This window comes from Streptomyces sclerotialus (assembly GCF_040907265.1).
GTDB lineage: Bacteria > Actinomycetota > Actinomycetes > Streptomycetales > Streptomycetaceae > Streptomyces > Streptomyces sclerotialus.
The window spans coordinates 3,037,873-3,060,605 of sequence record NZ_JBFOHP010000002.1; the positions used below are offsets into that span (position 1 = coordinate 3,037,873).

At 71.1% G+C, this 22,733-nt stretch carries 20 protein-coding genes and 2 tRNA genes; 10 read left to right on the forward strand and 12 right to left on the reverse strand.

The window, feature by feature from the left end; all coding sequences use genetic code 11:
- Positions 1-40: 40 nt before the first annotated feature.
- From AAC944_RS13515 to AAC944_RS13530, 4 genes are all read right to left on the reverse strand, one after another.
- Entirely contained in the window at positions 41-733 is a 693-nt protein-coding gene (locus AAC944_RS13515; RefSeq protein WP_030614811.1) for an ATP-dependent Clp protease proteolytic subunit, read from the reverse strand.
- Positions 734-800: 67 nt separating this feature from the next.
- Positions 801-1,403: an ATP-dependent Clp protease proteolytic subunit gene (locus AAC944_RS13520; RefSeq protein ID WP_030614813.1), complete on the reverse strand. Its 603-nt coding sequence runs from the start codon at positions 1,401-1,403 to the stop codon at positions 801-803.
- Positions 1,404-1,749: 346 nt separating this feature from the next.
- Positions 1,750-3,153, reverse strand: coding sequence for a trigger factor (gene tig, locus AAC944_RS13525; RefSeq protein WP_030614815.1), 1,404 nt, complete (start codon positions 3,151-3,153; stop codon positions 1,750-1,752).
- 239 nt (positions 3,154-3,392) lie between these two features.
- Positions 3,393-3,466, reverse strand: a tRNA-Pro gene (locus AAC944_RS13530).
- 138 nt (positions 3,467-3,604) lie between these two features.
- On the opposite strand from AAC944_RS13530, the gene AAC944_RS13535 reads away from it, so the two are divergent.
- Together AAC944_RS13535 and AAC944_RS13540 are read left to right on the forward strand one after the other, a co-directional pair.
- Positions 3,605-3,678 (forward strand) — tRNA-Gly (locus AAC944_RS13535).
- Positions 3,679-3,765: 87 nt separating this feature from the next.
- On the forward strand, positions 3,766-4,134 hold the full coding sequence (locus AAC944_RS13540; protein ID WP_030614817.1) for an arsenate reductase family protein: 369 nt from the start codon (positions 3,766-3,768) through the stop codon (positions 4,132-4,134).
- Positions 4,135-4,223: 89 nt separating this feature from the next.
- Here the strand turns inward: AAC944_RS13540 and AAC944_RS13545 are convergent, their stop codons facing one another.
- Positions 4,224-4,418: a hypothetical protein gene (locus tag AAC944_RS13545; protein ID WP_030614819.1), complete on the reverse strand. Its 195-nt coding sequence runs from the start codon at positions 4,416-4,418 to the stop codon at positions 4,224-4,226.
- A 626-nt stretch (positions 4,419-5,044) separates the two neighbouring features.
- On the opposite strand from AAC944_RS13545, the gene AAC944_RS13550 reads away from it, so the two are divergent.
- Together AAC944_RS13550 and AAC944_RS13555 are read left to right on the forward strand one after the other, a co-directional pair.
- On the forward strand, positions 5,045-6,232 hold the full coding sequence (locus AAC944_RS13550; protein ID WP_030614822.1) for an acyltransferase family protein: 1,188 nt from the start codon (positions 5,045-5,047) through the stop codon (positions 6,230-6,232).
- Between the two features lie 218 nt (positions 6,233-6,450).
- Entirely contained in the window at positions 6,451-7,647 is a 1,197-nt protein-coding gene (locus AAC944_RS13555) for a cation:proton antiporter (RefSeq protein ID WP_030614824.1), read from the forward strand.
- A gap of 68 nt (positions 7,648-7,715) precedes the next feature.
- On the opposite strand, the gene AAC944_RS13560 is transcribed toward AAC944_RS13555, so the two are convergent.
- Complete coding sequence (locus tag AAC944_RS13560; RefSeq protein ID WP_030614826.1) at positions 7,716-8,858, reverse strand: SpoIIE family protein phosphatase; 1,143 nt, start codon at positions 8,856-8,858, stop codon at positions 7,716-7,718.
- A gap of 127 nt (positions 8,859-8,985) precedes the next feature.
- Between AAC944_RS13560 and AAC944_RS13565 the strand changes: the two genes are divergently transcribed.
- Positions 8,986-10,215: a GNAT family N-acetyltransferase gene (locus AAC944_RS13565; RefSeq protein WP_030614829.1), complete on the forward strand. Its 1,230-nt coding sequence runs from the start codon at positions 8,986-8,988 to the stop codon at positions 10,213-10,215.
- A 117-nt stretch (positions 10,216-10,332) separates the two neighbouring features.
- Here AAC944_RS13565 and AAC944_RS13570 read toward each other — a convergent pair whose 3' ends face one another.
- Together AAC944_RS13570 and AAC944_RS13575 are read right to left on the reverse strand one after the other, a co-directional pair.
- Positions 10,333-11,142: an Fpg/Nei family DNA glycosylase gene (locus tag AAC944_RS13570; protein WP_030614832.1), complete on the reverse strand. Its 810-nt coding sequence runs from the start codon at positions 11,140-11,142 to the stop codon at positions 10,333-10,335.
- A 41-nt stretch (positions 11,143-11,183) separates the two neighbouring features.
- Positions 11,184-11,672 (reverse strand): ribose-5-phosphate isomerase, encoded by a 489-nt coding sequence (locus AAC944_RS13575; RefSeq protein WP_030614835.1) that lies wholly within the window; start codon positions 11,670-11,672, stop codon positions 11,184-11,186.
- 214 nt (positions 11,673-11,886) lie between these two features.
- On the opposite strand from AAC944_RS13575, the gene AAC944_RS13580 reads away from it, so the two are divergent.
- On the forward strand, positions 11,887-13,422 hold the full coding sequence (locus AAC944_RS13580; RefSeq protein ID WP_030614837.1) for an amino acid permease: 1,536 nt from the start codon (positions 11,887-11,889) through the stop codon (positions 13,420-13,422).
- On the opposite strand, the gene AAC944_RS13585 is transcribed toward AAC944_RS13580, so the two are convergent.
- On the reverse strand, positions 13,386-13,943 hold the full coding sequence (locus tag AAC944_RS13585; RefSeq protein ID WP_368397177.1) for a serine/threonine kinase C-terminal domain-containing protein: 558 nt from the start codon (positions 13,941-13,943) through the stop codon (positions 13,386-13,388). The genes AAC944_RS13580 and AAC944_RS13585 overlap by 37 nt on opposite strands.
- 70 nt (positions 13,944-14,013) lie before the next feature.
- Entirely contained in the window at positions 14,014-15,978 is a 1,965-nt protein-coding gene (locus tag AAC944_RS13590) for a serine/threonine-protein kinase (RefSeq protein WP_368397178.1), read from the reverse strand.
- An 82-nt stretch (positions 15,979-16,060) separates the two neighbouring features.
- Between AAC944_RS13590 and AAC944_RS13595 the strand changes: the two genes are divergently transcribed.
- A complete protein-coding gene (locus tag AAC944_RS13595) occupies positions 16,061-16,846 on the forward strand; it encodes a hypothetical protein (protein WP_030614843.1) in 786 nt (261 codons plus the stop codon).
- A gap of 147 nt (positions 16,847-16,993) precedes the next feature.
- Here the strand turns inward: AAC944_RS13595 and AAC944_RS13600 are convergent, their stop codons facing one another.
- A complete protein-coding gene (locus AAC944_RS13600; RefSeq protein WP_030614846.1) occupies positions 16,994-17,593 on the reverse strand; it encodes a biotin transporter BioY in 600 nt (199 codons plus the stop codon).
- Positions 17,594-17,871: 278 nt separating this feature from the next.
- Here AAC944_RS13600 and AAC944_RS13605 point away from each other — a divergent pair, with 278 nt between their 5' ends.
- The 3 genes from AAC944_RS13605 to AAC944_RS13615 all read left to right on the forward strand — a co-directional run bounded on the left by AAC944_RS13605 (position 17,872) and on the right by AAC944_RS13615 (position 21,746).
- A complete protein-coding gene (locus AAC944_RS13605) occupies positions 17,872-19,299 on the forward strand; it encodes an amino acid permease (RefSeq protein ID WP_030614849.1) in 1,428 nt (475 codons plus the stop codon).
- Between the two features lie 195 nt (positions 19,300-19,494).
- Positions 19,495-20,919, forward strand: coding sequence for an amino acid permease (locus AAC944_RS13610; RefSeq protein WP_030614852.1), 1,425 nt, complete (start codon positions 19,495-19,497; stop codon positions 20,917-20,919).
- A gap of 179 nt (positions 20,920-21,098) precedes the next feature.
- A complete protein-coding gene (locus tag AAC944_RS13615) occupies positions 21,099-21,746 on the forward strand; it encodes a superoxide dismutase (protein ID WP_030614855.1) in 648 nt (215 codons plus the stop codon).
- A gap of 186 nt (positions 21,747-21,932) precedes the next feature.
- Here AAC944_RS13615 and AAC944_RS13620 read toward each other — a convergent pair whose 3' ends face one another.
- Positions 21,933-22,631, reverse strand: a complete 699-nt coding sequence (locus AAC944_RS13620) for a mycothiol-dependent nitroreductase Rv2466c family protein (RefSeq protein ID WP_438272826.1) — start codon at positions 22,629-22,631, stop codon at positions 21,933-21,935.
- Between the last annotated feature and the right edge of the window lie 102 nt (positions 22,632-22,733).

Consider the following 22,733-nt stretch of genomic DNA (forward strand, 5'->3'; position numbering starts at 1 on the left):
ACTCCGGCTCAAGTCGCGACCAGCGCGATCAATCGGCCGATCAAACCGAAACGGAACTCTTCCGGGTCGACACGATCTGGTCCACAAGACCGTACGCGAGGGACTCCTCGGCCGTCAGGATCTTGTCGCGCTCGATGTCGTCGCGGATCTTCTCGATCGGCGTGGTGGAGTGCTTGGCCAGCAGCTCCTCCAGCTGGGTGCGCATCCGCAGGATCTCGTTGGCGGCGATCTCCAGGTCGGAGACCTGACCGCGGCCCGTCTCGCTGTACGGCTGGTGGATCAGCACGCGGGCGTTGGGCAGCGCCATCCGCTTGCCGGGGGTACCGGCGGCGAGCAGCACGGCCGCGGCGGAGGCCGCCTGGCCCATGCACACCGTCTGGATGTCCGGCTTCACGAACTGCATGGTGTCGTAGATCGCGGTGAGCGCCGTGAAGGAGCCGCCGGGCGAGTTGATGTAGATGGAGATGTCGCGGTCGGGGTCCATCGACTCCAGGCACAGCAGCTGCGCCATGACGTCGTTGGCCGACGCGTCGTCGATCTGCACGCCGAGGAAGATCACGCGCTCCTCGAAGAGCTTCGCGTACGGGTCGTACTCCCGCACGCCCTGCGAGGTGCGCTCCACGAAGCGCGGAACGATGTAACGCGACTCGGCCTGCGGGCCGGTGTACTGCGACTGGCCCGCGGACTCGGACATGGTCCGCTCGTACAGGCCGCTGCCGGGGAAGTTGTTCATCTGGGTGTTCACCGTCCTGGTGGCGATCAAGTGGGCTGGGTCGGCTGGGGGTGAGTGGTCCGGGCCGTCAGGCGCCGGTGCCGCCCCCGCCCGGGACGCCGGCGGCGGAGCCCATGACGTCGTCGATGAGGCCGTACTCCTTGGCCTCGTCGGCGGAGAACCAGCGGTCGCGGTCGGAGTCGCGGGTGATCTGCTCGACGGTCTGGCCGGTGTGGAAGGCGGTCAGCTCCGCCATCCGCTTCTTGGTGTGCAGCAGCCGCTCGGCGTGGATCTTGATGTCCGAGGCGGAGCCCGCCAGGCCCGCGGAGGGCTGGTGGATGAGGATCTCGGCGTTCGGCAGCGCGAAGCGCTTGCCCGGGGTGCCGGCGCTCAGCAGGAACTGGCCCATCGAGGCGGCCAGGCCCATGGCGATGGTGACCACGTCGTTCTTGATGTACTGCATGGTGTCGTAGATCGCCATGCCGGCCGTGATCGAGCCGCCCGGGGAGTTGATGTAGAGGAAGATGTCCTTGTCCGGCTCCGCGGCCAGGAGGAGCAGCTGCGCGGTGATCTTGTTGGCGATGTCGTCGTCGACCGGCTGGCCGAGGAAGATGATCCGCTCGCCGAGCAGCCGGTTGTAGACCTGGTCGCCGAGGCCACCGAAGGTCGGCTCAGCGGCGGCGGAAGGCATCGGGATCGTCACGTGTCCACCTGCTCGTTGTCGGACGGCTTTTCAGGACCGTCTCAGCGTCGTCGTCTGGGGCGCGGGGCCCGGCGCCGCGTTGGTGCCCCCGGCGCGGCGTCGGAAAGTCCCCTGCCCACGTATCTACGGACCCTAACGCGCTGGTCGGCGGGCGCCATCCCGCATCGAGAACTGTTCGCTCTGAGCGCAGGTGCCCGGTGCGCTCCCGGGGCCGGCGGGAAGCGCGGATACACGACGGGCCCGGACACGGCGGTTGCGTGTCCGGGCCCGTACGTCAGCGTGCTGTGCGGCCGTGGGGGCCGCGGGTCCCGGCCCTGGCGGGCCGGGCGCGGACTCAGGCCTTCTCGTCCTCGGCCTGCTCGTCCTTGGCCTCGGCGGCCTCGGCGGTGGCGTTCTCCACGGCCTCGACGGTCTCGGCGGTCTCGTCCTCGTCGTCCAGGTCGACGACCTCACCGTTGGTGTCCTTGACCGTGGCGGCCTCGACGACGACCGCGAGGGCCTTGCCGCGGGCGACCTCGCCGACGAGCATCGGCACCTGGCCGCCCTCGACGACGGCCTGCGCGAACTGGTCGGGGGACATGCCGGAGGACTGCGCGCGGCGCATGAGGTGCTCGGTGAGCTCCTCCTGGCTGACGTTCAGCTTCTCCTTGTTGACCAGCTCGTCGAGGACGAACTGGGTCTTGATGCCCTTCTCCGCCTGCTCCTTGGTCTCGGCGTCGAACTCCTCCTCGGTCTTGCCCTGGAACTCCAGGTACTTCGCGAGGTCGAGGCCCATCTGGCCGAGCTGGTGGTTCACGAGGTTGTGCTTGCGGGTCTCGATCTCGTCCGCGAGCAGCTTCTCGGGGATCGGGACCTCGACGAGCTTGAGCAGCTCCTCCAGGACCTTCTCCTGGGCCTGGGTGGCCTGGTCGTACTTCTTCATCTGCGCGAGGCGCTTGCGGCTGTCGTCCTTGAGCTCGTCAAGGGTGTCGAACTCGCTGGCCAGCTGCGCGAAGTCGTCGTCCAGAGCGGGCAGCTCCTTGGCCTTGACCTCGGTGACCTCGACCGTGACCTCGGCCTCCTTGCCCGCGGCGGAGCCGCCCTTGAGCTCGGAGGTGAAGGTGGCCTCGCCGCCGGCCTCCAGGCCCTTGACGGCGTCGTCGATGCCGTCGAGCAGCTCGCCGGAGCCGATGGTGTAGCTGACGCCCTCGGCCACGCCGTCCTCGAGGACCTCGCCGTCGACCTTGGCCTGCAGGTTGATCGTCACGACGTCGCCCTCGGCGGCGGCACGCTCGACCACGGAGGTGGAGGCGAAGCGCTCACGGAGCTGCTCGACCGAGTTCTCGACGTCCTCGTCCGACACCTCGACGGCGTCGACCTCGACCTCGATGCCGGAGTAGTCCGGGATCTCCAGGGCGGGGCGGACGTCGACCTCGGCGGTGAAGGCCAGCAGCTCGCCGTCCTTCAGCTCGGTGATGTCGACCTCGGGCTGGCCGAGGACGTTCAGCTCACCCTCGTTGACCGCCTCGGTGTAGAACTTCGGGAGCGCGTCGTTGACGGCCTCCTCCAGCACCGCACCGCGGCCGAACCGCTGGTCGATCACGCGGGCCGGGATCTTGCCCTGGCGGAAGCCCTTCACCGTGACCTGCTGGTTGATCTTCTTGTACGCCGCGTCGAGGCTGGGCTTGAGCTCCTCGAAGGGCACCTCGACAGTGAGCCGAACCCGGGTCGGGTTCAGGGTCTCCACGGCGCTCTTCACGGTTCGGTCTCCTTGGGGCTGACTTCTGGGGTTCTGCTGGTAGATCCCCCGGCCTTCGAGACGCGCGTGGCGTATCGGGCCCGGCGGATCGCGCCCGGGAGAGAGGCACACGGACGCGCAGCTTGCATAGTAACCGCAAGCACGACGCGCCCCACAATGCGATCTTGACAACACCCGTTTGCGCAGGCCGGGCGGTGGATGATTGCAATAGTGGGGATGGCTGGAAAGCCACATGACAGTCGGGGTGGCCGGATTCGAACCGACGACCTTCCGCTCCCAAAGCGGACGCGCTACCAAGCTGCGCCACACCCCGTCGGTGCGACACGTAGGGTACATGCCCGCAGGCCATGCGGCTGCCAGATATCCGAGGGACGAGTGGGGTGTGCGGCAGGCGGCCCGGACCCGCTACGATGCTCACCGTGCCGGAGCCGCTTCGCGGTCCACGGCGCATGCGGGCGTAGCTCAATGGTAGAGCCCTAGTCTTCCAAACTAGCTACGCGGGTTCGATTCCCGTCGCCCGCTCCAGGACGGAAGGCCCGGTCGCGCGCAGGACGGCGCGGCCGGGCCTTCGTCGTATCCCGCGGTACGCGCGGGCTGGCTAGGGTGCGGGGCATGGAGATCTGGGTGAATCCCGCGTGTTCGAAGTGCCGGTCCGCCGTGCAGCTGCTGGACGAGGAAGGCGCGCAGTACACCGTGCGCCGCTATCTGGAGGACCCGCCGAGCGCGGCGGAGCTGCGGGCGGTGCTGGACCGCCTCGGGCTGGAGCCGTGGGACATCACGCGCACGCAGGAGGCCGCGGCGAAGGAGCTGGGCCTGAAGGACTGGGAGCGGACGGCGGACGCGCGGGAGCGCTGGATCGAGGCGCTGGCCGCGCATCCGAAGCTGATCCAGCGGCCGATCATCACCGCGGACGACGGGAGCGCCGTGGTGGGCCGCAGCGAGGAGTCCGTACGGGACGCGCTGTCCCGCGGCCAGAGGTGAGCCGGCGGTAGCGAGGCGAGCGGCGCCGGGCCGCGGGGAGCCGGTCCGGTGCCCTGTTCGCGTCGACCGGGAGCCGTCACACCGCCCGGTCAGAAGCTGATGTTGTTGATCGTGTCCGCGACGGAGTTGAAGAAACGGTTCACGGACGGGGCTATGCCGGTGGACGCGAGAAAGAAGCCGAAGAGGATGGCGACGAGCGCGGGCCCCCACTTCAGCGACTTGTTGCGCAGCAGCACGATCAGGATGATCGCCAACAGCAGCACCACAGACAGGGAAAGTTCCACAACTGATCACACCCTTGGTCGGAACGCCACACCGGCCCTGGAAGCATGCAGCCGTGCATACCCCCGCCGGCACCCATCGTGCCACCAAGTCAGTACCCGGTGGAGACGAGTGACGAATCATCGGCCAAGGCTTTACGCAGTTCCGGCACTGCCGCGTCTTCCGGACAGCTCTCCCCACCGGCCCGCGCGCAATAATTGAACGGTGCCGTTCCGGCCGCCGATTCGGCCTGATCATTTCCTCCGGACGGCCGTCCAGCGCGCCGCGTATACCCACTTCACGCGCGGGAATTCGAATTCCGGAAAGCCGTTCGCGTGAGAAGGGCCACGCGAGCAGAACGTCACACAGCGGGACATTCCCTCCGGGGCACCCCCGAGGCATATGAACCTTTAAAGTGGGATTATTCCGTACAGAGCGGGCACGGATCCGCCTGGTCGGAGAAAGGCCGGATCTTCCCGCCTGTCCGCGATCTCCGCGGGTAGCAGCAGAAATACCAGGGCGACAAGAAGACGGTTTTACGCAATCTCCGGTCCACCACTAAGGTGCCTCAGATGTTCCACGCTGCCATGACCCCACGGCGCGCAGTGCGGCCCCCGGCCTTCCGTTCCGTTTCCGGACGGGAGGCCTCATGACGAGCAGTCCGAGCCCGCACGGCGACCGGCGAAGCCCACTCCCCGCGGCCACGGAATCCGTGGCCGTCGCCGCCCCTCCGGGGGCGCAGGACACCCCGGCCGCGGCGCAGAAGCAGGACACTCCGGCCGCGCCGAAGAAAAAGGAACGCGACCCGTTCTTCGACAACGCGAAGTACCTGGCGATCGTGCTGGTGGCGATGGGCCACGCCTGGGAGCCGCTGACCGACGGCAGCCGTGCCGCCGAAGCGCTCTACATGGTCGTCTACACCTTTCACATGCCGGCGTTCATCCTGATCTCCGGCTACTTCTCGCGCAGCTTCGACATGCGCAAGGACCGGCTGCAGCGGCTGATCACCGGCGTGGCCGTGCCGTACGTGATCTTCGAGGTGGCGTACAGCCTCTTCAAGCGCTGGGCCGACCACGACCCGGGCCATCCGATCAGCCTGCTGGACCCGTGGTTCCTGACCTGGTTCCTGGTCGCGCTGTTCGTCTGGCGGCTCACCACGCCGCTGTGGAAGATCGTGCGCTGGCCCGTCCCGCTGGCCCTGGCCATCGCGATGCTGGCCTCCATCTCGCCGGACATCGGCGACGACCTGGACCTCCAGCGGGTCCTGCAGTTCCTGCCGTTCTTCGTCATCGGGCTCTTCATGAAGCCCGAGCACTTCCGGTGGGCGCAGCGCCGCGCGGTGAAGTGGGCCTCGCTGCCGGTCTTCGCGTCGGCCGTCGTCATGGCGTACTGGGCGGCGCCCCGGATGACCTCGGCCTGGTTCTACCACCGCGACAGCGCGCAGGAGCTGGGCGCTCCCTGGTGGTCCGGGCTGGTCATGACGCTGGCCATGTTCGGCTGCTCGGTGGTGCTGGTGACCTGCTTCTTCGCCTGGGTGCCGAAGCGCCGTACGTGGTTCACGGTGCTGGGCGCCGGCACGCTGTACGGCTACCTGCTGCACGGCTTCCTGGCGAAGGGCTCGCGCTTCTGGGGCTGGTTCGACGACTACCAGTGGCTGCACACGCCGCTGGGTGAGATCGCGGTGACGCTGATCGCGGCCGCGGTGGTCACCGCGCTGTGCACGCCACCGGTGCAGCGGGCCTTCCGGTTCGCGATGGAGCCGAAGATGGCCTGGGCGTTCAAGAAGGACCCGGCCGACGCGGCGCGGGCCCGCGGAGCCGGCGGCACGGCGGCGTAAGCGGCGCCCGGTACGGGCTCTCGAGGTGCGGGAGCGGCAGTGATGCCGCTCCCGCACCTTTTGCGTTCCGCGGCTCCCGGACGATCCGGAACCCCTCCAGAAGTCGTTTGGTAAACTAATTACATACGCTCTCTTGACCTTGTTTTGACCATTGCCCTTGCCCGAGCCCCACCCGAACCTCTGGAGGAGCCATCGGACACGCGGAGACCCTCGTCGCCATGGGCGGAGCCTTTCTGGCCGCCGCCGTCCTCGCCCGCCTCGGCGGCCGCATCGGCCTGCCGACCATCCCCCTCTTCATCCTGGCCGGCATCCTGCTCGGCCCGAACACCCCCGGTTACGTCCTCGTCTCCGATCCGCACGATCTGGAGATGCTCTCGCTGCTCGGCCTGGTGCTGCTGCTCTTCTACCTGGGTCTTGAGTTCCACATGGACGACCTCAAGACCGGCGGCCGCAAGATGGCCCTGGCCGGCGGCGCGTACCTCGCGCTGAACGTCGGCGCGGGCCTCGGCTTCGGCTTCGCGCTCGGCTGGGGCACGGCGGAGGCGCTGGTGCTGGCCGGTGTGCTCGGCATCTCGTCCTCGGCCATCGTCACCAAGGTCCTGGTCGACCTGGGCCGGCTCGGCAATCCGGAGACCCGGCCGATCCTCGGCATCATCGTGGTCGAGGACATCTTCCTCGCCCTCTACCTGGCCGCCCTGCAGCCGGTGATCTCCGGTGCCGACTCCATGACCTCCGCAGCGGTCGACGCCGGCAAGGCCTTCGGGTTCCTGCTGCTGCTCGCCGCCGCAGCGCGCTGGGGCACCAAGCTGGTCGGCCGGCTGATCGCCACCCGCGACAACGAACTCCTCGTGATCTCCTTCCTCGGCGCGGCCGTACTGGTCGCGGGCGTTTCCGAGGTCTTCGGGGTCGCCGACGCGATCGGCGCGTTCATGGTCGGCCTGATGCTCGGCAGCACCAGTTCCGGCGAGCGGATACGCGAGCTGGTGCACCCCCTGCGGGACGCCTTCGGCGCGATCTTCTTCTTCGCGTTCGGCCTGTCCATCGACCCGGGCGACCTGCCCACCGTCGTCTGGCCGGTGCTGATCGCGGTGGCGGTGACGCTGCTGATGAACGTCTTCGCCGGGCTCGTCGCCGCCCGCATCTACCGCTTCGGGCCGCGGCCCGCCGCGAACATCGCCACCTCACTGCTGGCCCGCGGCGAGTTCGCGCTGATCCTGGCGACGATGGCCGCGACGGCCGGTCTGGACGGCCGGCTGTCACCGTTCATCGCCGGGTACGTCCTGATCCTCGCGGTGCTGGGCCCGCTGGCCGCCGGGCGCGCGAACTGGCTGGCGCGCATCCTGCCGGGACGCTCCGCACGGCGTACGGAGGAGCCGGCGGAGGCCGAGCCGGTGGCGGCCGGACAGGGCGCCTGACCCCGGCGCGGGCTCACCCGGGCCCGCGCTCCCCGGCCCCTGCCCCGCCGAGAACGTACGGCAGGCCCTCAGTCCCGGGAGATCAGCAGCAGCGCGCGGTCGTCGTGCACGTCCTTGGCGACCGCCTCGATCAGATGCCAGGCGGCACCGGTGAAGCCGGCGGTCACATAGCGGTCGGCCTCGCCGGTGAGGCGGTCGATGCCCTCGGCGATGTCCCGGTCGGCCGCCTCGACCAGCCCGTCGGTGAAGAGCATCAGGACGTCGCCCGGACGCAGCGTGCCCTTGATCGGGTCGAACTGGACGCCGTCCATGATGCCGAGCAGCGGCCCCTCCGCCGCCTTCTGCTCCCAGCGGCCGCTGCCCGCGCTCAGCTGGAGGGCCGGCGGATGCCCGGCGGAGAACAGCTCGTAGTCCCCGGACTCCAGGTCCAGTACGAGGTGGATGGCGGTCGCGAAGCCCTCGCTCCAGTCCTGGCGGAGCAGGTAGCCGTTGGCCGCGGGCAGGAAGCCGTGCGGCGGCAGCGAGCCCAGCAGGCCGCCGAACGCGCCCGACAGCAGCAGCGCCCGGGAGGCGGCGTCCATCCCCTTGCCGGAGACGTCCGTGAGGACGACCTCCAGGATGTGGCCGCCGTGCGTGCGCGAGGCGACGACGAAGTCACCCGAGAAGGACTGGCCGCCCGCCGGCCGCAGCGACATCTCCCGGTGCCAGCCGCGCGGCAGCTGCGGCAGCGCGCTCTGCACCCGGATCCGCTCGCGCAGGTCGAAGAGCATCGTGCCGCCGCGCCGCCACGGCACCCCCACCCGGCTGCGGAACTGCGCGATCAGCAGCCCGAGGAGGCCCACCGCCGCGACCACCAGGACCGTGCCGGGCGTGATCCGGTCCGGCCCCTGCTCGTACGGGCCGAGCAGCGCCGCCTCCACGATCAGGGCCACCGCCGAGGCGCCGTACAGGGCCAGCAGGCTGGAGGGGCGCAGCAGCAGGCCGCCGGCGACGATCGGCAGGACCAGGGCGGTCGGGGCGAACCAGTCGGGGTGCCAGACGGTGCAGCCCGCGAGGACCGGTACGGAGAGCAGCAGGGCGGCCAGCGCGACCCAGTCGGAGCCGTCGCCGCGGAAGTAGTCGACCATGGCCTTGCGCACGCCGATGCGAGCCCGGTGCATCGCCTTGCGCACCCGGGCCGTCAGGGTCTCCGCTGCCGCGCCGCTCGCCATTGCCCCGTGACCATATCCACCCCTTTGGCGGCGCGTCGATTCGTGGCACGCCGCCCGCGGCAATTGCCAGGAAAACGTGTTCGAAATCCAGTCGCGTCCGCGAGGCGCGGCCTGCTACGCATGGGCTATGACGACACAGGTACGGACATTGCACGCATCCGAATGGGACGGCTGGTACGGCAAGTTGGAGCGTGCCTTCGGCGGGGTGCCGGAGTCTCCGGAGGAGCGCGGGCTGTTCCGCGACCTCACCGAGATCGACCGGTCGATCGGGGTCTGGGACGGGGCCGAAGTCGTGGGCACGGCGGGCGCGTTCAGCTTCCAGGTGAGCGTGCCGGGCGGGGCCCTGCTGCCCGCGGCCGGCGTGACCATGGTCAGCGTGCAGGCGACGCACCGGCGGCGCGGGCTGCTGACGGAGATGATGCGGCAACAGCTCGACGACGTGCGCAGCCGGGAGGAGCCGCTCGCCGTACTGACCGCTTCCGAACCGGCGATCTACGGCCGGTTCGGCTACGGCACGGCCACTTACCAGGCCCAGCTGCGGGTGGAGACGGAACGGGTCACGCTGACGCTGCCGGACGGTACGGACGGCGTACGCCTGCGGGTCGTGCCGCCCGCCGAGGCGGTGGCCGACTGCGAGCGGGTGTACGCGCAGCTCGTCGCCGGCCGCCCCGGGATGCTCGCCCGGCAGCCCGGCTGGGAGCGGCTGCCGTTGCTGGACCCGCCCGGCGACCGGGAGGGCGCGGGGGAACTGCTGTGCGTGCTGGCGGAGGTGGCCGGCGAGGTGCGGGGGTACGCGCGCTACGCGGTCAAGCCGGAGTGGGGATCGAGCGGCCCGGACGGCACGGTCCGGCTGCGCGACCTCGAAGCGCTGGACCCGGTGGTCCGTGCGGCCCTGTGGCGCTACCTGCTCTCCGTCGACCTGACCTCCACCCTGGTCAGCTACAACCGCCCGGTCGACGACCCGCTCCTGCACATGGTCTCCGACATCCGCCGGTGCGGGGTGCAGGTGCGGGAGGGGCTGTTCCTGCGCCCGGTCGAGGTGGGCGCCGCGCTCGCGGGACGCACGTACGCGGCGCCGGTGGACGTCGTCCTCGACGTGCGGGACGCCTTCTGCCCGTGGAACGAGGGGCGGTGGCGGCTCTCCGGTGACGCGAAGGGCGCGTCCTGCGAGCGGACGACGGACGCGCCGGACCTGGCGCTGTCGGTACGCGAGCTGGGCGCGGCGTATCTGGGAGGCACGCGGCTGAGCGCGCTGGCGGCAGCGGGCCGGGTACGGGAGCTGCGCCCCGGGGCACTGGCCGAGGCGTCGGACGCCTTCGGCTCTGATGTCACGCCGTGGCTGCCGCACGGGTTCTGACGTCCTGGGCTCGCGCCCGGCAGGGCGCAGCTCAGGGGCGCGGGGAACTGCGCGACCGGCCACGAGACGGCGCGGCAGTCGGGCGGCGGCCCGGTGGGGCAGCACGTGGCCGTCCGGTCAGGCCCTCTGGCAGCCCGGGCACCAGAAGAGGTTCCGCGCGGCGAGTTCCGCCGTGCGGACCTCCGTGCCGCAGATGTGGCAGGGCTGCTGCGCGCGGCGGTAGACGTAGACCTCGCCGCCGTGGTCGTCGACGCGCGGCGGCCGGCCCATGGCTTCGGGCTCGTGTTCCGGCCGTACGGTGTCGATGCGGTTGTTGCGGACGCCCTCGCGCATGAGGACGACCAGATCCGACCAGATGGCGTCCCATTCGGAGCGCTTCAGATCACGGCCGGGACGGTACGGGTCGATTCCGTGCCGGAAGAGGACCTCGGCGCGGTAGACGTTGCCGACGCCCGCGATGACCTTCTGGTCCATCAGCAGCGTGGCCACGCTCGTCCGGCTGCGCGAGATCCGCCGCCAGGCCCGCTCCCCGTCGTCGTCCGGGCGCAGCGGGTCGGGCCCGAGCCGGTCGTGTATCGCCTGCTTGTCGGCGTCGGTGAGCAGCGCGCAGGCGGTGGGCCCGCGCAGGTCGGCGTAGTGCGTCTCGTTCAGCAGCCGCAGCCGCACCGTGTCGGTGGGCGGCGGCGCCGGCGCCGCGCCGAAGCCGAGCTTGCCGAAGAGGCCGAGGTGGACGTGGATCCAGCCGGCCCCGGCGAAGCCCAGGAAGAGGTGCTTGCCGTGCGCCTCGGCGGCCGTCAGCACCTGGCCGTCGACCAGCGCGGCACCGTCGGCGAACTTGCCCTGGGGGCTGCTCGCGCGCACGGACCGGCCGCCGAACCTCTCGAAGTGGTCGGCGGCCAGCCGGTGGATCGTGTGCCCCTCGGGCATCTGCGGTCGGTCCTGTCCTGCGGAGGGGTCTGTCCTGCGGGTCAGCCCTGCTGCGGGTGGTGGGCCGGGATCGCGGGCAGCTCTCCGGTGGTCTCGTACACCGAGAGCATCTCGATGCGGCGGGTGTGCCGCTCCTCGCCGCTGTACGGCGTGGCGAGGAAGGCCGCGATGAACTTGGTGGCCTCGTCCTGGGTGTGCATCCGGCCGCCGACCGAGATCACGTTGGCGTTGTTGTGCTCCCGGCCGAGCTTGGCGGTCTCCTCGCTCCAGGCCAGCACGGCCCGTACGCCCTTGACCTTGTTGGCGGCGATCTGCTCGCCGTTGCCCGAGCCGCCGATCACGACGCCGAGGCTCTCCGGGTCGGCGGCGGTCTTCTCCGCGGCCCGGAGGCAGAACGGCGGGTAGTCGTCCTGGGCGTCGTAGATGTGCGGCCCACAGTCGACGGGCTCGTGGCCGTTGGCCTTCAGCCACTCGACGAGGTGGTTCTTCAGTTCGAAACCGGCATGATCGGAGCCGAGGTACACGCGCATGCGACGAGTGTGACACGGCGGGGTCGGGGTAAGCGCCGTTGGGTCTCCCTACGAGTCCACGCACGGAAACTCCGGCGTTACTTCTCGTACACAAGTTCGCCGTACAAACGCACGAAGACGTTAACGATACGGATTCGGGCCTTCCCCTCCGAGCGCTTCGGAAGATCTCATCCAGGGGCTCCACACATCCGTGAACCACACAAGGACGGTGCACATGGGCGCGCACCCGCCGAGCACGACCGCCGAGCCGACAGCCGGTGACCCCGGCGACGGCCGGCCGCCGGAGGGCCTGCAGGCAGGGCTCAAGAACCGCCATCTGTCGATGATCGCCATCGGCGGAGTGATCGGCGCCGGCCTCTTCGTCGGCTCCGGCGCCGGCATCGCGGCCGCCGGCCCCGGCATCCTCATCTCCTACGCGCTGACCGGCCTGCTGGTCGTCCTCGTGATGCGGATGCTCGGCGAGATGGCCGCCGCCTCCCCGACCTCCGGCTCCTTCTCCGCCTACGCGGACCGGGCGCTGGGCCGCTGGGCCGGCTTCACCATCGGCTGGCTGTACTGGTTCTTCTGGTCGGTCGTGCTGGCCGTCGAGGCGACCGCCGCGGCCGCCATCCTCACCAGCTGGGTCCCGGCCGTCCCGCAGTGGGCCTGGGCGCTGCTGGTGATGATCGTGCTGACCGGTACGAACCTGATCTCCGTCGGCTCCTTCGGCGAGTTCGAGTTCTGGTTCGCCGGCATCAAGGTCGCCGCGATCGTCGTCTTCATCGTGGCGGGCGCGCTGGCCGTGTTCGGGCTGCCGCCGGGCGACGAGGCCGTGGGCCTGTCCCACCTCACCGGCGACGGCGGATTCCTGCCGAATGGGCCCGGCGCGATCCTCTCCGGCATGCTGCTGGTCGTCTTCTCCTTCATGGGCAGCGAGATCGTCACCCTCGCGGCCAGCGAGTCGCCCAACCCGGTGCAGGCCGTCCGCAAGGCCACCAACAGCGTCATCTGGCGTATCGCGATCTTCTACCTCGGCTCCATCGCGGTGATCGTCACGCTGCTGCCGTGGAACGACAAGGGCGTCGAGGCCAGCCCGTACGTGGCCGTGCTGCGCTCGCTGGAGATCCCGTACGCGGACACGGTGATGGACGTCGTCGTCCTCACGGCCGTCCTGTCCTGCCTCAACTCCGGCCTCTACACCGCCTCGCGCATGGCCTTCTCGCTCGGCGAGCGGGGCGACGCGCCGAAGTCCTTCACCCGCGTCAACAAGGGCGGCGTCCCCGCGGTCTCCATCTGGGCCTCGGTCGCCTTCGGCTTCGTCGCGGTGATCTTCAGCTACACCTCGAAGGACACGATCTTCCAGTTCCTGCTGAACTCCTCGGGCGCGGTCGCGCTCTTCGTGTGGCTGGTCATCTGCTTCTCGCAGCTGCGGATGCGCCGCACCATCGAGCGGGACACGCCGGAGCGGCTGACCGTCCGGATGTGGCTGTACCCGTACCTGACGTACGCCACGATCGCGCTGATCCTCTTCGTCGTGGGCTACATGTTCTACAACCCCGACGGCCGGCAGCAGATGATCATGTCGGTGGCCGTGGGCGCGGTGGTGCTCGTCGTCGGCCTGGTGCGGGACCGCAGGCGCCGTGGCGCCGTGGCCGCGAGCGGCGCGGGCGGCTCGGGCGGCTCGGGCGACTCCGGCAGCTCCGGCAGCTCGGGCGACACCGGTGACGCAGGCGCTCAGGTCATGCGGAAGGACGAGGTCACCCGCTCGTAGGTGCCCACCGCCATGGCCGCGGCCGAGTCCCGGTACCAGAGGCTGAGCTGGTACAGCCTGCCCTGGTGCCGGAAGCCGAGCTGCCGGCCGTGGTGCGGGCGGCCCGCCTGCGTGTAGGCATACTCCCAGACGACGGCCGGGTCCCCGCGGAAGGCCGTGCGCTCCAGTCGGATCGTGCGGTAGCCGGGTACCCGGCCGCGCTGTTCTGCGGCGTACGCCCGCCAGCGTGCCAGGAGGTCACCGCCCTGGGAGCGGGACTGCCGGGCGCCGAGCTGCACGGCGCCGTTCCGGGTGCTGTACGTGATCTCCCGCGGGGACTCCTCGGTACGGTTCCAGCCCACCGGGGGCACCCAGCTGAAGCCGTCCTCGGCGCGGCGCGGCGCGGACGACGGCGTGTCCCGGCCGTGCTCCGCCGACGGGCTCTCGCTCACCCGCGCGCTCGGCACCCCGGCGGGCGCGCCGTGCTCGGGCCCCTGCGCCGTGACGAGCACCACCACGACGGCCACCGCCGACGCGATCACCGCTCCCCCGGCAACCAGCGCGGACCGCTTCCGCCGCCCCCCTCGCACACCCGCCCCGCCACCCCCGCCGTCAAGAACGGCGACACCGGCACCGAGCCCCCGGGACGACGCGGCACCGTCGGGCCCGGGAACTCCGCGCGCCGCGGCGTTCCCGGGCGACACGGTCCCCTCGCCCGGCGCGGAGGCCGGCACGGCGGGTGCGGGGGCCTCCGGCCCGGAGACGGCGGGTGCGGACACGTCTGTGCTTGATGCGTCGACGGGCACCGCGTACGGGCCCGAGGCTTCTGCGACCGCCGCGTCCAGTTCCGGCATGTCGGGGCCCCGGGTGCTCGCGGCAGGCGCGTGCGGGCCCGGTGCGTCCGGTACGGGGGGCGCCCGGTGCGGGGGCGCCCGGTGCGGGGGCGCCCGGCACCGGTGCGTCCGGGGCGGGCCCGACCGGGGCCGTGGTCTCCGGCAGAGGCCCGTCCGGCACGGGAGCGTCCCGGACCGGCGCGTCCGGGGTCGGCCCGTCCGGGGTCGGCCCGTCCGGAGCGGGCGCGACCGGTACGGCGGCCTCCGGCAGCGGCGCCTCCGAGACCGGCCCGACCGGGGCAGGCCCGACCGGAGCGACGGCCCCCGGCGGCGACGCATCCGGCACGGACGGCTCCGGTGCGACGCCCTCCGGCAGCGGCGCGTCCGGGACCGGCCCGTCAGGAGCGGGCCCGACCGGTACGGCGGCCTCCGGCAGCGGCGCCTCCGAGACCGGCCCGTCCGGGGCAGGCCCGACCGGAGCGACGGCCCCCGGCGGCGACGCATCCGGCACGGACGCCCCCGGTGCGACGCCCTCCGGCAGCGGCGCGTCCGAGACGGACGGCTCCGGTACGACGGCCCACGGCAGCGGCGCGTCCGGCGCGGGCCCGACCGGAGCGACGGCCCCCGGCACGAACGGCTCCGGTGCGACGGCCTCCGGCAGTGACGCGTCCGGCGCGGGGCCGACCGGAACGACGGCCCCCGGCAGTGGCGCGTCCGGTAGGGGCGCACCCGGTGTGTCCCGCGCAGGGGCCTCGGGTGGGGGCTTCGGGGCGGCGGGCGGGCGGGGGCGCACCGTGGCGGTCGGTGTGTCCTTCGGGGGCTGTCGGTCCGTGGGGGCGGGCGGTTCCGGGCCCGGGTCCGCCACCGTCGGGGTGCGGTCCACCGGCGTGCGCGCCGACGGGTGGTCCGGTGTCGGGGCGGCGTACGGGGTGAGCGCCGCGTCCACCTCCTCGATCGTGGGGCGCTCCTGCGGGTCCTTGCGCAGGAGCGCCGTCAGGATGCCGGTGAGCGGGCCGGCGGCCGCGGGGATCTCCGGCTCCTCGTACAGGACCGCGTGCAGCGTGGCCAGGGTCGAGGCGCGGCTGAACGGTGACTGCCCGGCGAGCGCGGCACACAGCGTGGCGCCGAGCGACCAGAGGTCGGACGGCGGCCCCTGTTCCTGCCCCTCGACGCGTTCGGGGGCCATGTAGTCGGGCGAGCCGACGAGCACCCCGGCCACGGTGAGCGCGGTGGCGTCCTCGATCGCGGCGATGCCGAAGTCGGTGAGCACCACCCCGCCCCGCGCGTCGATCAGTACGTTGCCCGGTTTGATGTCGCGGTGCAGGACGCCCACCGCGTGCACCTCGCGGAGCGCGGCGGCCAGGCTGCGGCCGACGCGTGCCGTCTCCGTGGGGTCGAGCAGCCGCCCTTCGGAGAGCACGTGTTCCAGGGAGGGGGCCTGGACGAGCTGCATCACGATCCACAGCCGGTCGTCCTCCTCGGCCACGTCGTAGACGCGGACGACGTGGGGGTGGTCGATGCGGGCCGTGGCGCGGGCCTCCCGGAGGCTGCGCTCGCGCTGGATGCGGCCGCTCTCCCCCGCGAGCTCGTCGATCCGGATCTCCTTGACCGCGACCCACCGGTCCAGCATTTCATCACGAGCGCGCCAGACCCGCCCCATTCCACCACGACCGATCAATTCCAAAAGCCGGTAACGGCCGGCCGCGAACCGCTCCCGACGCACGCTGTCCGAATTCCCCACCATGCCCGCCCCCCACAGGGCCTGCGGAATCTTGTGGTACCCATCAAATACCTTCGAAAGGCGCTGTAGATAGGGGGGACAGGAAATGCGCAGCATTCGCCGGGGAAGGAGAGCGGCCGCGATCGCCGTGCTCTCGGGGACACTGCTGGTGCCGTTCGGCGCCTCGGCCTTCGCCGACGAGCCGGCGCCGGGCAGCGGCCGGGGCGGCTCGCCAGGGCCCAGCGCGCCGGCCGGGTATCAGGTGACCACCGAGCTCCCGCAACGGATCATGGTGGACAACGAGTCCGGCAAGACCTCGTTGACCGCCGGCGTCACCAACAAGGCCGGCAAGGCCACGGGGGCCATGAACCTGCTGGTCGTCGGATTCGGCGGCATGGAGATCACGGGCGTCAAAGGATGTTCACCCGTAGCGGCGGACAAACGCCCGGAAGGGTCGAACAGCGCTTTCTCGTGTGCCATCGACCGATTGGACGCGGGTAAGAGCCGCACTTATGACGTCAGTGCGACATTTGATCTGAAGAAGCGAGGGAAAATCTGTCTGCCGGTGCTGCTGGGGAACACCAAGACGCTGCTGTGGCAGCAGGGCCCGGTCGATTTCGGCACCACGAAGCCGACTCCGGACGCACCCGACACCCCGTTGCTCCTCGGCACCGCGAACGTGCCCACCGACTCACCCGCCAGCCCGTCACCGCCCGCGAAGCCACCGGAGAAGGAGCCGGAGCAGGGCCGGGAGAAGGAGCCGGCCGAGCCTCCGGAGAAGCAGCTGCCCGAGACCGGCGCTCCGGTGCTGCCGCTGGCCGGCATCGCCGCGGCGCTGCTGACGGCAGGCGGCGCCGGGATGTGGCTCACCTCCCGCCGGGCCGGCCGCTGACCACCGACCGCCGAACCACTGACCACTGACCACTGACCACCGAACGCTGCCCCCGGGGCGCTGCGAGCTGCGCGCAGCACCCCGGGAACGACACGGCCCCGCACCCCCGATGGGGATGCGGGGCCCGCCGCGTACCGGCGAACGGCGTCAGCCGCGCCGGCCCGCCAGCTTCCAGGCCGCCGGCAGCGCGCCCATGGCCAGTACGGCCTTGAGGGCGTCGCCGATCAGGAACGGCACCAGGCCGGCCGCGACGGCCTCGCCCAGCGACATGCCGGTGGACAGCGCCAGGAACGGCACGCCGACCGCGTAGATCAGGGCCTCGCCGGCCAGCATCGTGCCGGCGGTGCGCAGCACCCCGCGGTCGCCGCCGCGCCGGGCCAGCGCGCCGACGGCGGCCACGGCCAGCAGCATGCCGAGCACGTAGCCGAAGGAGGCGCCGCCCGCACCGGACTGCGCGCCCGCGAACCACGGCACGCCGAGCACGCCGGCCACGGCGTACAGCGCGATCGAGAGGAAGCCGCGGCCGGCCCCGAGCGAGGCGCCGACGAGCAGCGCGGCGAAGGTCTGGCCGGTCACGGGCACCGGGGAGCCGGGGACCGGGACGGCGATCTGGGCGGCGACGCCGGTGAGCGCGGCGCCGCCGAGGACCAGCGCGGCGTCGCGGACGCGGGCGCGCGGGGCGGTGACGGCGGGCAGCAGGTCGGCGAGGACGGCGCCCGGGCGGATGGAGGCGGCGGCAATGCTCATCGGTACTCCGCTGGGTGGGATACGACAGGGACGCATTGAACTTAGTCCAGTGGCGGTCAGCTGATCATCGTGCGGCAGCGACAAACGCGTCACAACGCACTTGGTGGCTTCCGCACTTCTTCCACGTCCGGCCCACGACCGGCGGATTGGCCGTTTCTCCAGGTCACGTGATGCTCATCACGGTTACTCGGCCGATCGGGCGGGCATTTTGTGCTAGTGCGGCCCGGCCGGAGACACTGTGGAGTCTCCCCAATGTCTCCCGTGAGAAGTACAAGCGCATGCACGACGCACCGACCGCTTCCGGCACCGGCCCGACCGGTGGCGCGGACAGCGGCGAACCCCTGTCCGGCGGACTGAAGCAGCGCCACCTGACGATGCTGGGCCTGGGGGGCGTGATCGGCGCCGGCCTGTTCGTGGGGTCCGGGGCCGGCATCAAGGTGGCGGGTCCCGGCATCGCACTGTCGTATCTCATCGCGGGCGCGCTGGCGATGCTGATCATGCGGATGCTGGGCGAGATGTCCTCGGCGATGCCCGCCTCGGGCGCGTTCTCGGTGCACGCGGAGCGGGCGCTGGGCCGCTGGGCGGGGTTCAGCGTGGGCTGGCTGTACTGGTTCATGCTCGTGGTCGTGCTGGCCGTCGAGGCGACCGGCGCGGCGCAGATCGCCAACGGCTGGGTGCCGGCGGTCCCGCAGTGGGGCTGGGTGCTGATCTTCATGCTCTTCTTCACGGGCGCCAACCTCGCCGCCGTCCGCAACTTCGGTGAGTTCGAGTTCTGGTTCGCCACGCTCAAGGTCGGCGCCATCGTGCTCTTCCTCGTCCTGGGGCTGCTGGCGATCTTCGGGGTGCTGCCGGCCTCCGGCGGGTACGACGGGAATCCGGTGGGCCTGGCGCACCTCACCGGCGACGGCGGCTTCCTGCCCAACGGCTGGTCCGGGGTGGTCTCGGGAGTCCTGGCCGTGGTGTTCGCGTTCGGCGGCCTGGAGGTCGTGACGATCGCGGCGGCCGAGTCCGACGACCCGGCGCGTGCGGTGGGCCGGGCGGTGCGCAGCGCGGTCTGGCGGATCCTCTTCTTCTACGTCGGGTCGATGCTGGTCATCGTCGCCCTGCTGCCCTGGTCCTCGATCGAGCCGGGCAAGAGCCCGTACGTGGCGGTGCTGGACCGGCTGGGGGTGCCGGGCGCCGGCCAGATCATGAACGTGGTGGTCTTCGTGGCGCTGCTGTCCGCGCTGAACGCCAATCTCTACGGATCGTCGCGGATGGTGTTCTCGCTGGCCGAGCGGGGTGAGGCGCCGCGCGGGCTGCTGAAGGTCTCGGGCGGCGGGGTGCCGCGGCGGGCCGTACTGGCCTCGGTCGCCTTCGGCTTCGTCTCGGTCCTGCTGAATCTCAAGTGGCCGGATTCGGTCTTCCTGTATCTGCTCAACGCCGTCGGCGCGGTACTGCTCTTCGTCTGGGGCCTGATCGCCGTCTCCCAGCTGCGGCTGCGCCGCCGGCTCGAACGTGAGGCGCCGGAGAAGCTCACGCTCCGTATGTTGGGCTTCCCGTGGCTGACCTGGGTGGCGCTGGCCGGTATGGCGGCCGTGATCGTGCTGATGCTGACCGATGCGACGGCCCGTCCGCAGCTGCTGTGGTCGGCCGGGGCGACCGTGCTGGTCCTGCTGATCGCGGGTGCGCGGGAGGTACGGGACCGGCGCCGGAAGGTGTCGTGACCGGCGCCCGCGGGTGAGACGCCGGTCACCCTCTGTCGCTGTCGATCACGCCTTGGGTGCGGTGGGTCACGATTAAGTCTGAATATCGAACATCCAGTGCACGACTGTTGTCCTGAGCGGACGCCCCACCCAAACTGAGCGGGCTCATATGGATCCGCCTCAGCTCCGCTCTCACATATTGGGACAGGTACGACCATGAATCGGACACCTTCGTCCACCGCGCCCGAGCGCGAGCCGGCCGACCAGGCCGCGGGCGCCGGACCGGACGGCGGCACCTCGCTGTCCAACGGGCTCAAGCAGCGCCATCTCTCGATGATCGCCCTGGGCGGCGTGATCGGCGCCGGGCTCTTCGTCGGTTCCGGCGCCGGCATCGCGGCCGCCGGCCCCTCCATCGTCATCGCATACGCCATATCCGGCTGCCTGGTCATGCTGATCATGCGCATGCTGGGCGAGATGTCCGCGGCCAACCCGGCCTCCGGCTCCTTCTCCGTGCACGCCGAGCGGTCGATCGGCCCCTGGGCCGGCTTCACCGCCGGCTGGATGTTCACCGCCCTGCTGTGCGTGGCCGTCGCCGCCGAGGCGCTGGGCGCGGCCGACATCATGGTGAGCTGGTTCCCCGGCACGGAGCCGTGGATGTGGGTCCTGCTCTTCATGGTGATCTTCTGCGGCACCAACCTCGCAGCGGTCGGCAACTTCGGTGAGTTCGAGTTCTGGTTCGCCGCCCTCAAGGTCGCCGCGATCGGCATCTTCCTGGTCCTCGGCCTGCTCGCCATCTTCGGCCTGCTGCCCGGCACGGACGCGCCCGGCGCCTCGCACCTCACCGGCGACGGCGGCTTCCTGCCCAAGGGCGTGGACGGCCTGATGGTCGGCCTGCTCGCCTCGGTCTTCGCGTACGGCGGTCTGGAGACGGTGACCATCGCGGCCGCCGAGTCCAAGGACCCGGTGCGCGGCGTCGCCCGCGCGGTGCGCACCGCGATGTGGCGCATCGCCCTCTTCTACGTCGGCTCGATGGCGATCATCGTCACGGTCATCCCGTGGAGCGCGCCGGAGATCGCCAAGGCCGGCCCGTACGTCGCGGTCCTCGACTACCTGAAGATCCCCGCGGCCGGCCAGATCATGAACGTGGTCATCCTGGTCGCCCTGCTCTCGGCGATGAACGCCAACATCTACGGCTCGTCCCGGATGGCGTACTCGCTCACGGCGCGCGGCCAGGGCCCGCGGTTCCTGAGCAAGGTGAGCGGCGGCGTGCCGCGCCTGGCGGTGCTGCTCTGCTCGGCCTTCGGCTTCTTCACCGTGGTGCTCAGCATCGTGTGGCCGGACACCGTCTTCCAGTGGCTGCTGAACATGGTCGGCGCGGCGATCCTCGTGGTCTGGGGCTTCATCGCGGCGGCCCAGCTGAAGATGCGCCGCACGCTGGAGCGGGAGGCGCCGGAGCGGCTGGTCGTGCGGATGTGGGCGTTCCCGTTCCTGACCTGGGTGGCGCTGGCCGGCATCGCGGCGGTGCTGCTGCTGATGCTGCGCGACGAGGCGCAGCGCATCCAGCTGTACTTCACGGGCGGCTTCGGGCTGGTGCTGGCCGCGATCGGGCTCGTACGGCAGCAGATGCGCGCCCGCGACTGAGCGCGCGGCCGCGACTGTCCTCTGAGGCGGGGCGGGACTCCTACGGGAGTCCCGCCCCGCCTCCGTCTTTCGGCCCAGGCCCCGCCCCCTTACCCGGTAAGCGCACTCACCTGCTGTTAGCCTGCTCTTGCAACTAACTTGCAACTACTGCTTTTGAGCAGCTTGGAGGCTCGGCGCACATGGCGACGTACACACTTCCGGAACTCCCCTACGACTACTCGGCGCTGGCGCCCGTCATCAGCCCCGAGATCATCGAGCTGCACCACGACAAGCACCACGCCGCCTACGTGAAGGGCGCCAACGACACCCTGGAGCAGCTGGCCGAGGCCCGCGACAAGGACCAGTGGGGCTCGATCAACGGCCTGGAGAAGAACCTGGCCTTCCACCTCTCCGGCCACATCCTGCACAGCATCTACTGGCAGAACATGACCGGCCCGAAGGACGGCGGCGGCGAGCCGCTGGCCGTGGACGGCGTGGGCGAGCTGGCCGACGCGATCGCGGAGAGCTTCGGCAACTTCGCCAAGTTCAAGGCCCAGCTGACCAAGGCGTCGGCGACGACACAGGGCTCCGGCTGGGGCGTGCTCGCCTACGAGCCGGTCACCGGCCGGCTCATCGTCGAGCAGGTCTACGACCACCAGGGCAACGTCGGCCAGGGCTCGGTCCCGATCCTGGTCTTCGACGCCTGGGAGCACGCCTTCTACCTCCAGTACAAGAACCAGAAGGTCGACTTCATCGAGGCCATGTGGCAGGTCGTCAACTGGCAGGACGTCGCCAAGCGCTACGCGGCCGCTAAGGAGCGCGCGCACAACCTGCTGCTCGCCCCGTGAGGCGGTAGCTCCCCCGCACGTCCTGCCTCGTGATCGTCTTCTCACCTTTCACCCGGCAGGCGGATAAAGGAACCGCCCCCGCGAGGACGTGACTCGCGGGGGCGGCTCCCGTACGGGGCGGGTCCCTGCGCCGCCGGGTGCGGCACCGTCGTGGTTGTTCGCGCAGTTCCCCGCGCCCCTAGGCGCTCAGTCGAAGCTGGGGGCCGCCGTGCGGGTGCGCTTGATCTCGTAGAAGCCCGGGATGGACGCGACCATCAGGGTGCCGTCCCAGAGCTTGGCGGCCTCCTCGCCCTTGGGGGACGGGGTGACCACGGGGCCGAAGAAGGCGATCTGCCCACCCGTCGCCCGGCCTCCGCCCCCGGAAGAGTTCGCTTCGCTCACGCTGCTCCCGGGGCCGGGCACCGCGATGACCGGCGTGCCGACCTCCTGGCCGACCAGGTCGATGCCCTCCTTGTGCGAGGCGCGCAGCCGCTCGTCGTACGCGTCGGTGTCGGCCGCGTCCGCCAGCTCGGCGGGCAGGCCCGCGTCCGCCAGCGCCGCGAGGATCGTCTCGCGGGTGCGCGGCGCGCCCTGGTTGTGGAAACGGGTGCCGAGCGCGGTGTAGAGCGGGGCGAGGACCTCGCTGCCGTACTTCTCCTCGGCCGCGATGCAGACCCGTACCGGCGCCCACGCCTCGGTCCGCATCATCTCCTGGTACGCCTCGGGCAGCTCGTCGAGCTTGTCCTCGTTCAGCACGGCCAGGCTCATCACGTGCCAGCGGACCTCCACCGGCCGGACCTTCTCCACTTCGAGCATCCAGCGGGAGGTCAGCCATGCCCAGGGGCACAGCGGGTCGAACCAGAAGTCTGCCGGGGTCTTGCCGGTGTCGGACACGGTCTCTCCTATGGCATTCGGAAGGCAGGGTCACCGGCCGGTTCAACCCCCGCGCACCGTGCCATGATTCCCAGTGTTCGATATGCGAGACGAAGAGATCGCCACGAAGCAGAA

What these genes read in the sequence shown, in the direction of transcription:
- AAC944_RS13610 (WP_030614852.1), top strand. Translation starts at nt 19,495, where the DNA reads ATGAATCGGACACCTTCGTCCACCGCGCCCGAGCGCGAGCCGGCCGAC.
- AAC944_RS13560 (WP_030614826.1), bottom strand. Translation starts at nt 8,858, where the DNA reads ATGGCGAGCGGCGCGGCAGCGGAGACCCTGACGGCCCGGGTGCGCAAG.
- AAC944_RS13600 (WP_030614846.1), bottom strand. Translation starts at nt 17,593, where the DNA reads ATGAGCATTGCCGCCGCCTCCATCCGCCCGGGCGCCGTCCTCGCCGAC.
- AAC944_RS13515 (WP_030614811.1), bottom strand. Translation starts at nt 733, where the DNA reads ATGAACAACTTCCCCGGCAGCGGCCTGTACGAGCGGACCATGTCCGAG.
- AAC944_RS13615 (WP_030614855.1), top strand. Translation starts at nt 21,099, where the DNA reads ATGGCGACGTACACACTTCCGGAACTCCCCTACGACTACTCGGCGCTG.
- AAC944_RS13540 (WP_030614817.1), top strand. Translation starts at nt 3,766, where the DNA reads ATGGAGATCTGGGTGAATCCCGCGTGTTCGAAGTGCCGGTCCGCCGTG.
- AAC944_RS13605 (WP_030614849.1), top strand. Translation starts at nt 17,872, where the DNA reads ATGCACGACGCACCGACCGCTTCCGGCACCGGCCCGACCGGTGGCGCG.
- AAC944_RS13575 (WP_030614835.1), bottom strand. Translation starts at nt 11,672, where the DNA reads ATGCGCGTGTACCTCGGCTCCGATCATGCCGGTTTCGAACTGAAGAAC.
- AAC944_RS13565 (WP_030614829.1), top strand. Translation starts at nt 8,986, where the DNA reads ATGACGACACAGGTACGGACATTGCACGCATCCGAATGGGACGGCTGG.
- AAC944_RS13590 (WP_368397178.1), bottom strand. Translation starts at nt 15,978, where the DNA reads ATGGTGGGGAATTCGGACAGCGTGCGTCGGGAGCGGTTCGCGGCCGGC.
- AAC944_RS13595 (WP_030614843.1), top strand. Translation starts at nt 16,061, where the DNA reads ATGCGCAGCATTCGCCGGGGAAGGAGAGCGGCCGCGATCGCCGTGCTC.
- AAC944_RS13550 (WP_030614822.1), top strand. Translation starts at nt 5,045, where the DNA reads ATGACGAGCAGTCCGAGCCCGCACGGCGACCGGCGAAGCCCACTCCCC.
- AAC944_RS13520 (WP_030614813.1), bottom strand. Translation starts at nt 1,403, where the DNA reads ATGCCTTCCGCCGCCGCTGAGCCGACCTTCGGTGGCCTCGGCGACCAG.
- AAC944_RS13570 (WP_030614832.1), bottom strand. Translation starts at nt 11,142, where the DNA reads ATGCCCGAGGGGCACACGATCCACCGGCTGGCCGCCGACCACTTCGAG.
- AAC944_RS13580 (WP_030614837.1), top strand. Translation starts at nt 11,887, where the DNA reads ATGGGCGCGCACCCGCCGAGCACGACCGCCGAGCCGACAGCCGGTGAC.
- AAC944_RS13555 (WP_030614824.1), top strand. Translation starts at nt 6,451, where the DNA reads ATGGGCGGAGCCTTTCTGGCCGCCGCCGTCCTCGCCCGCCTCGGCGGC.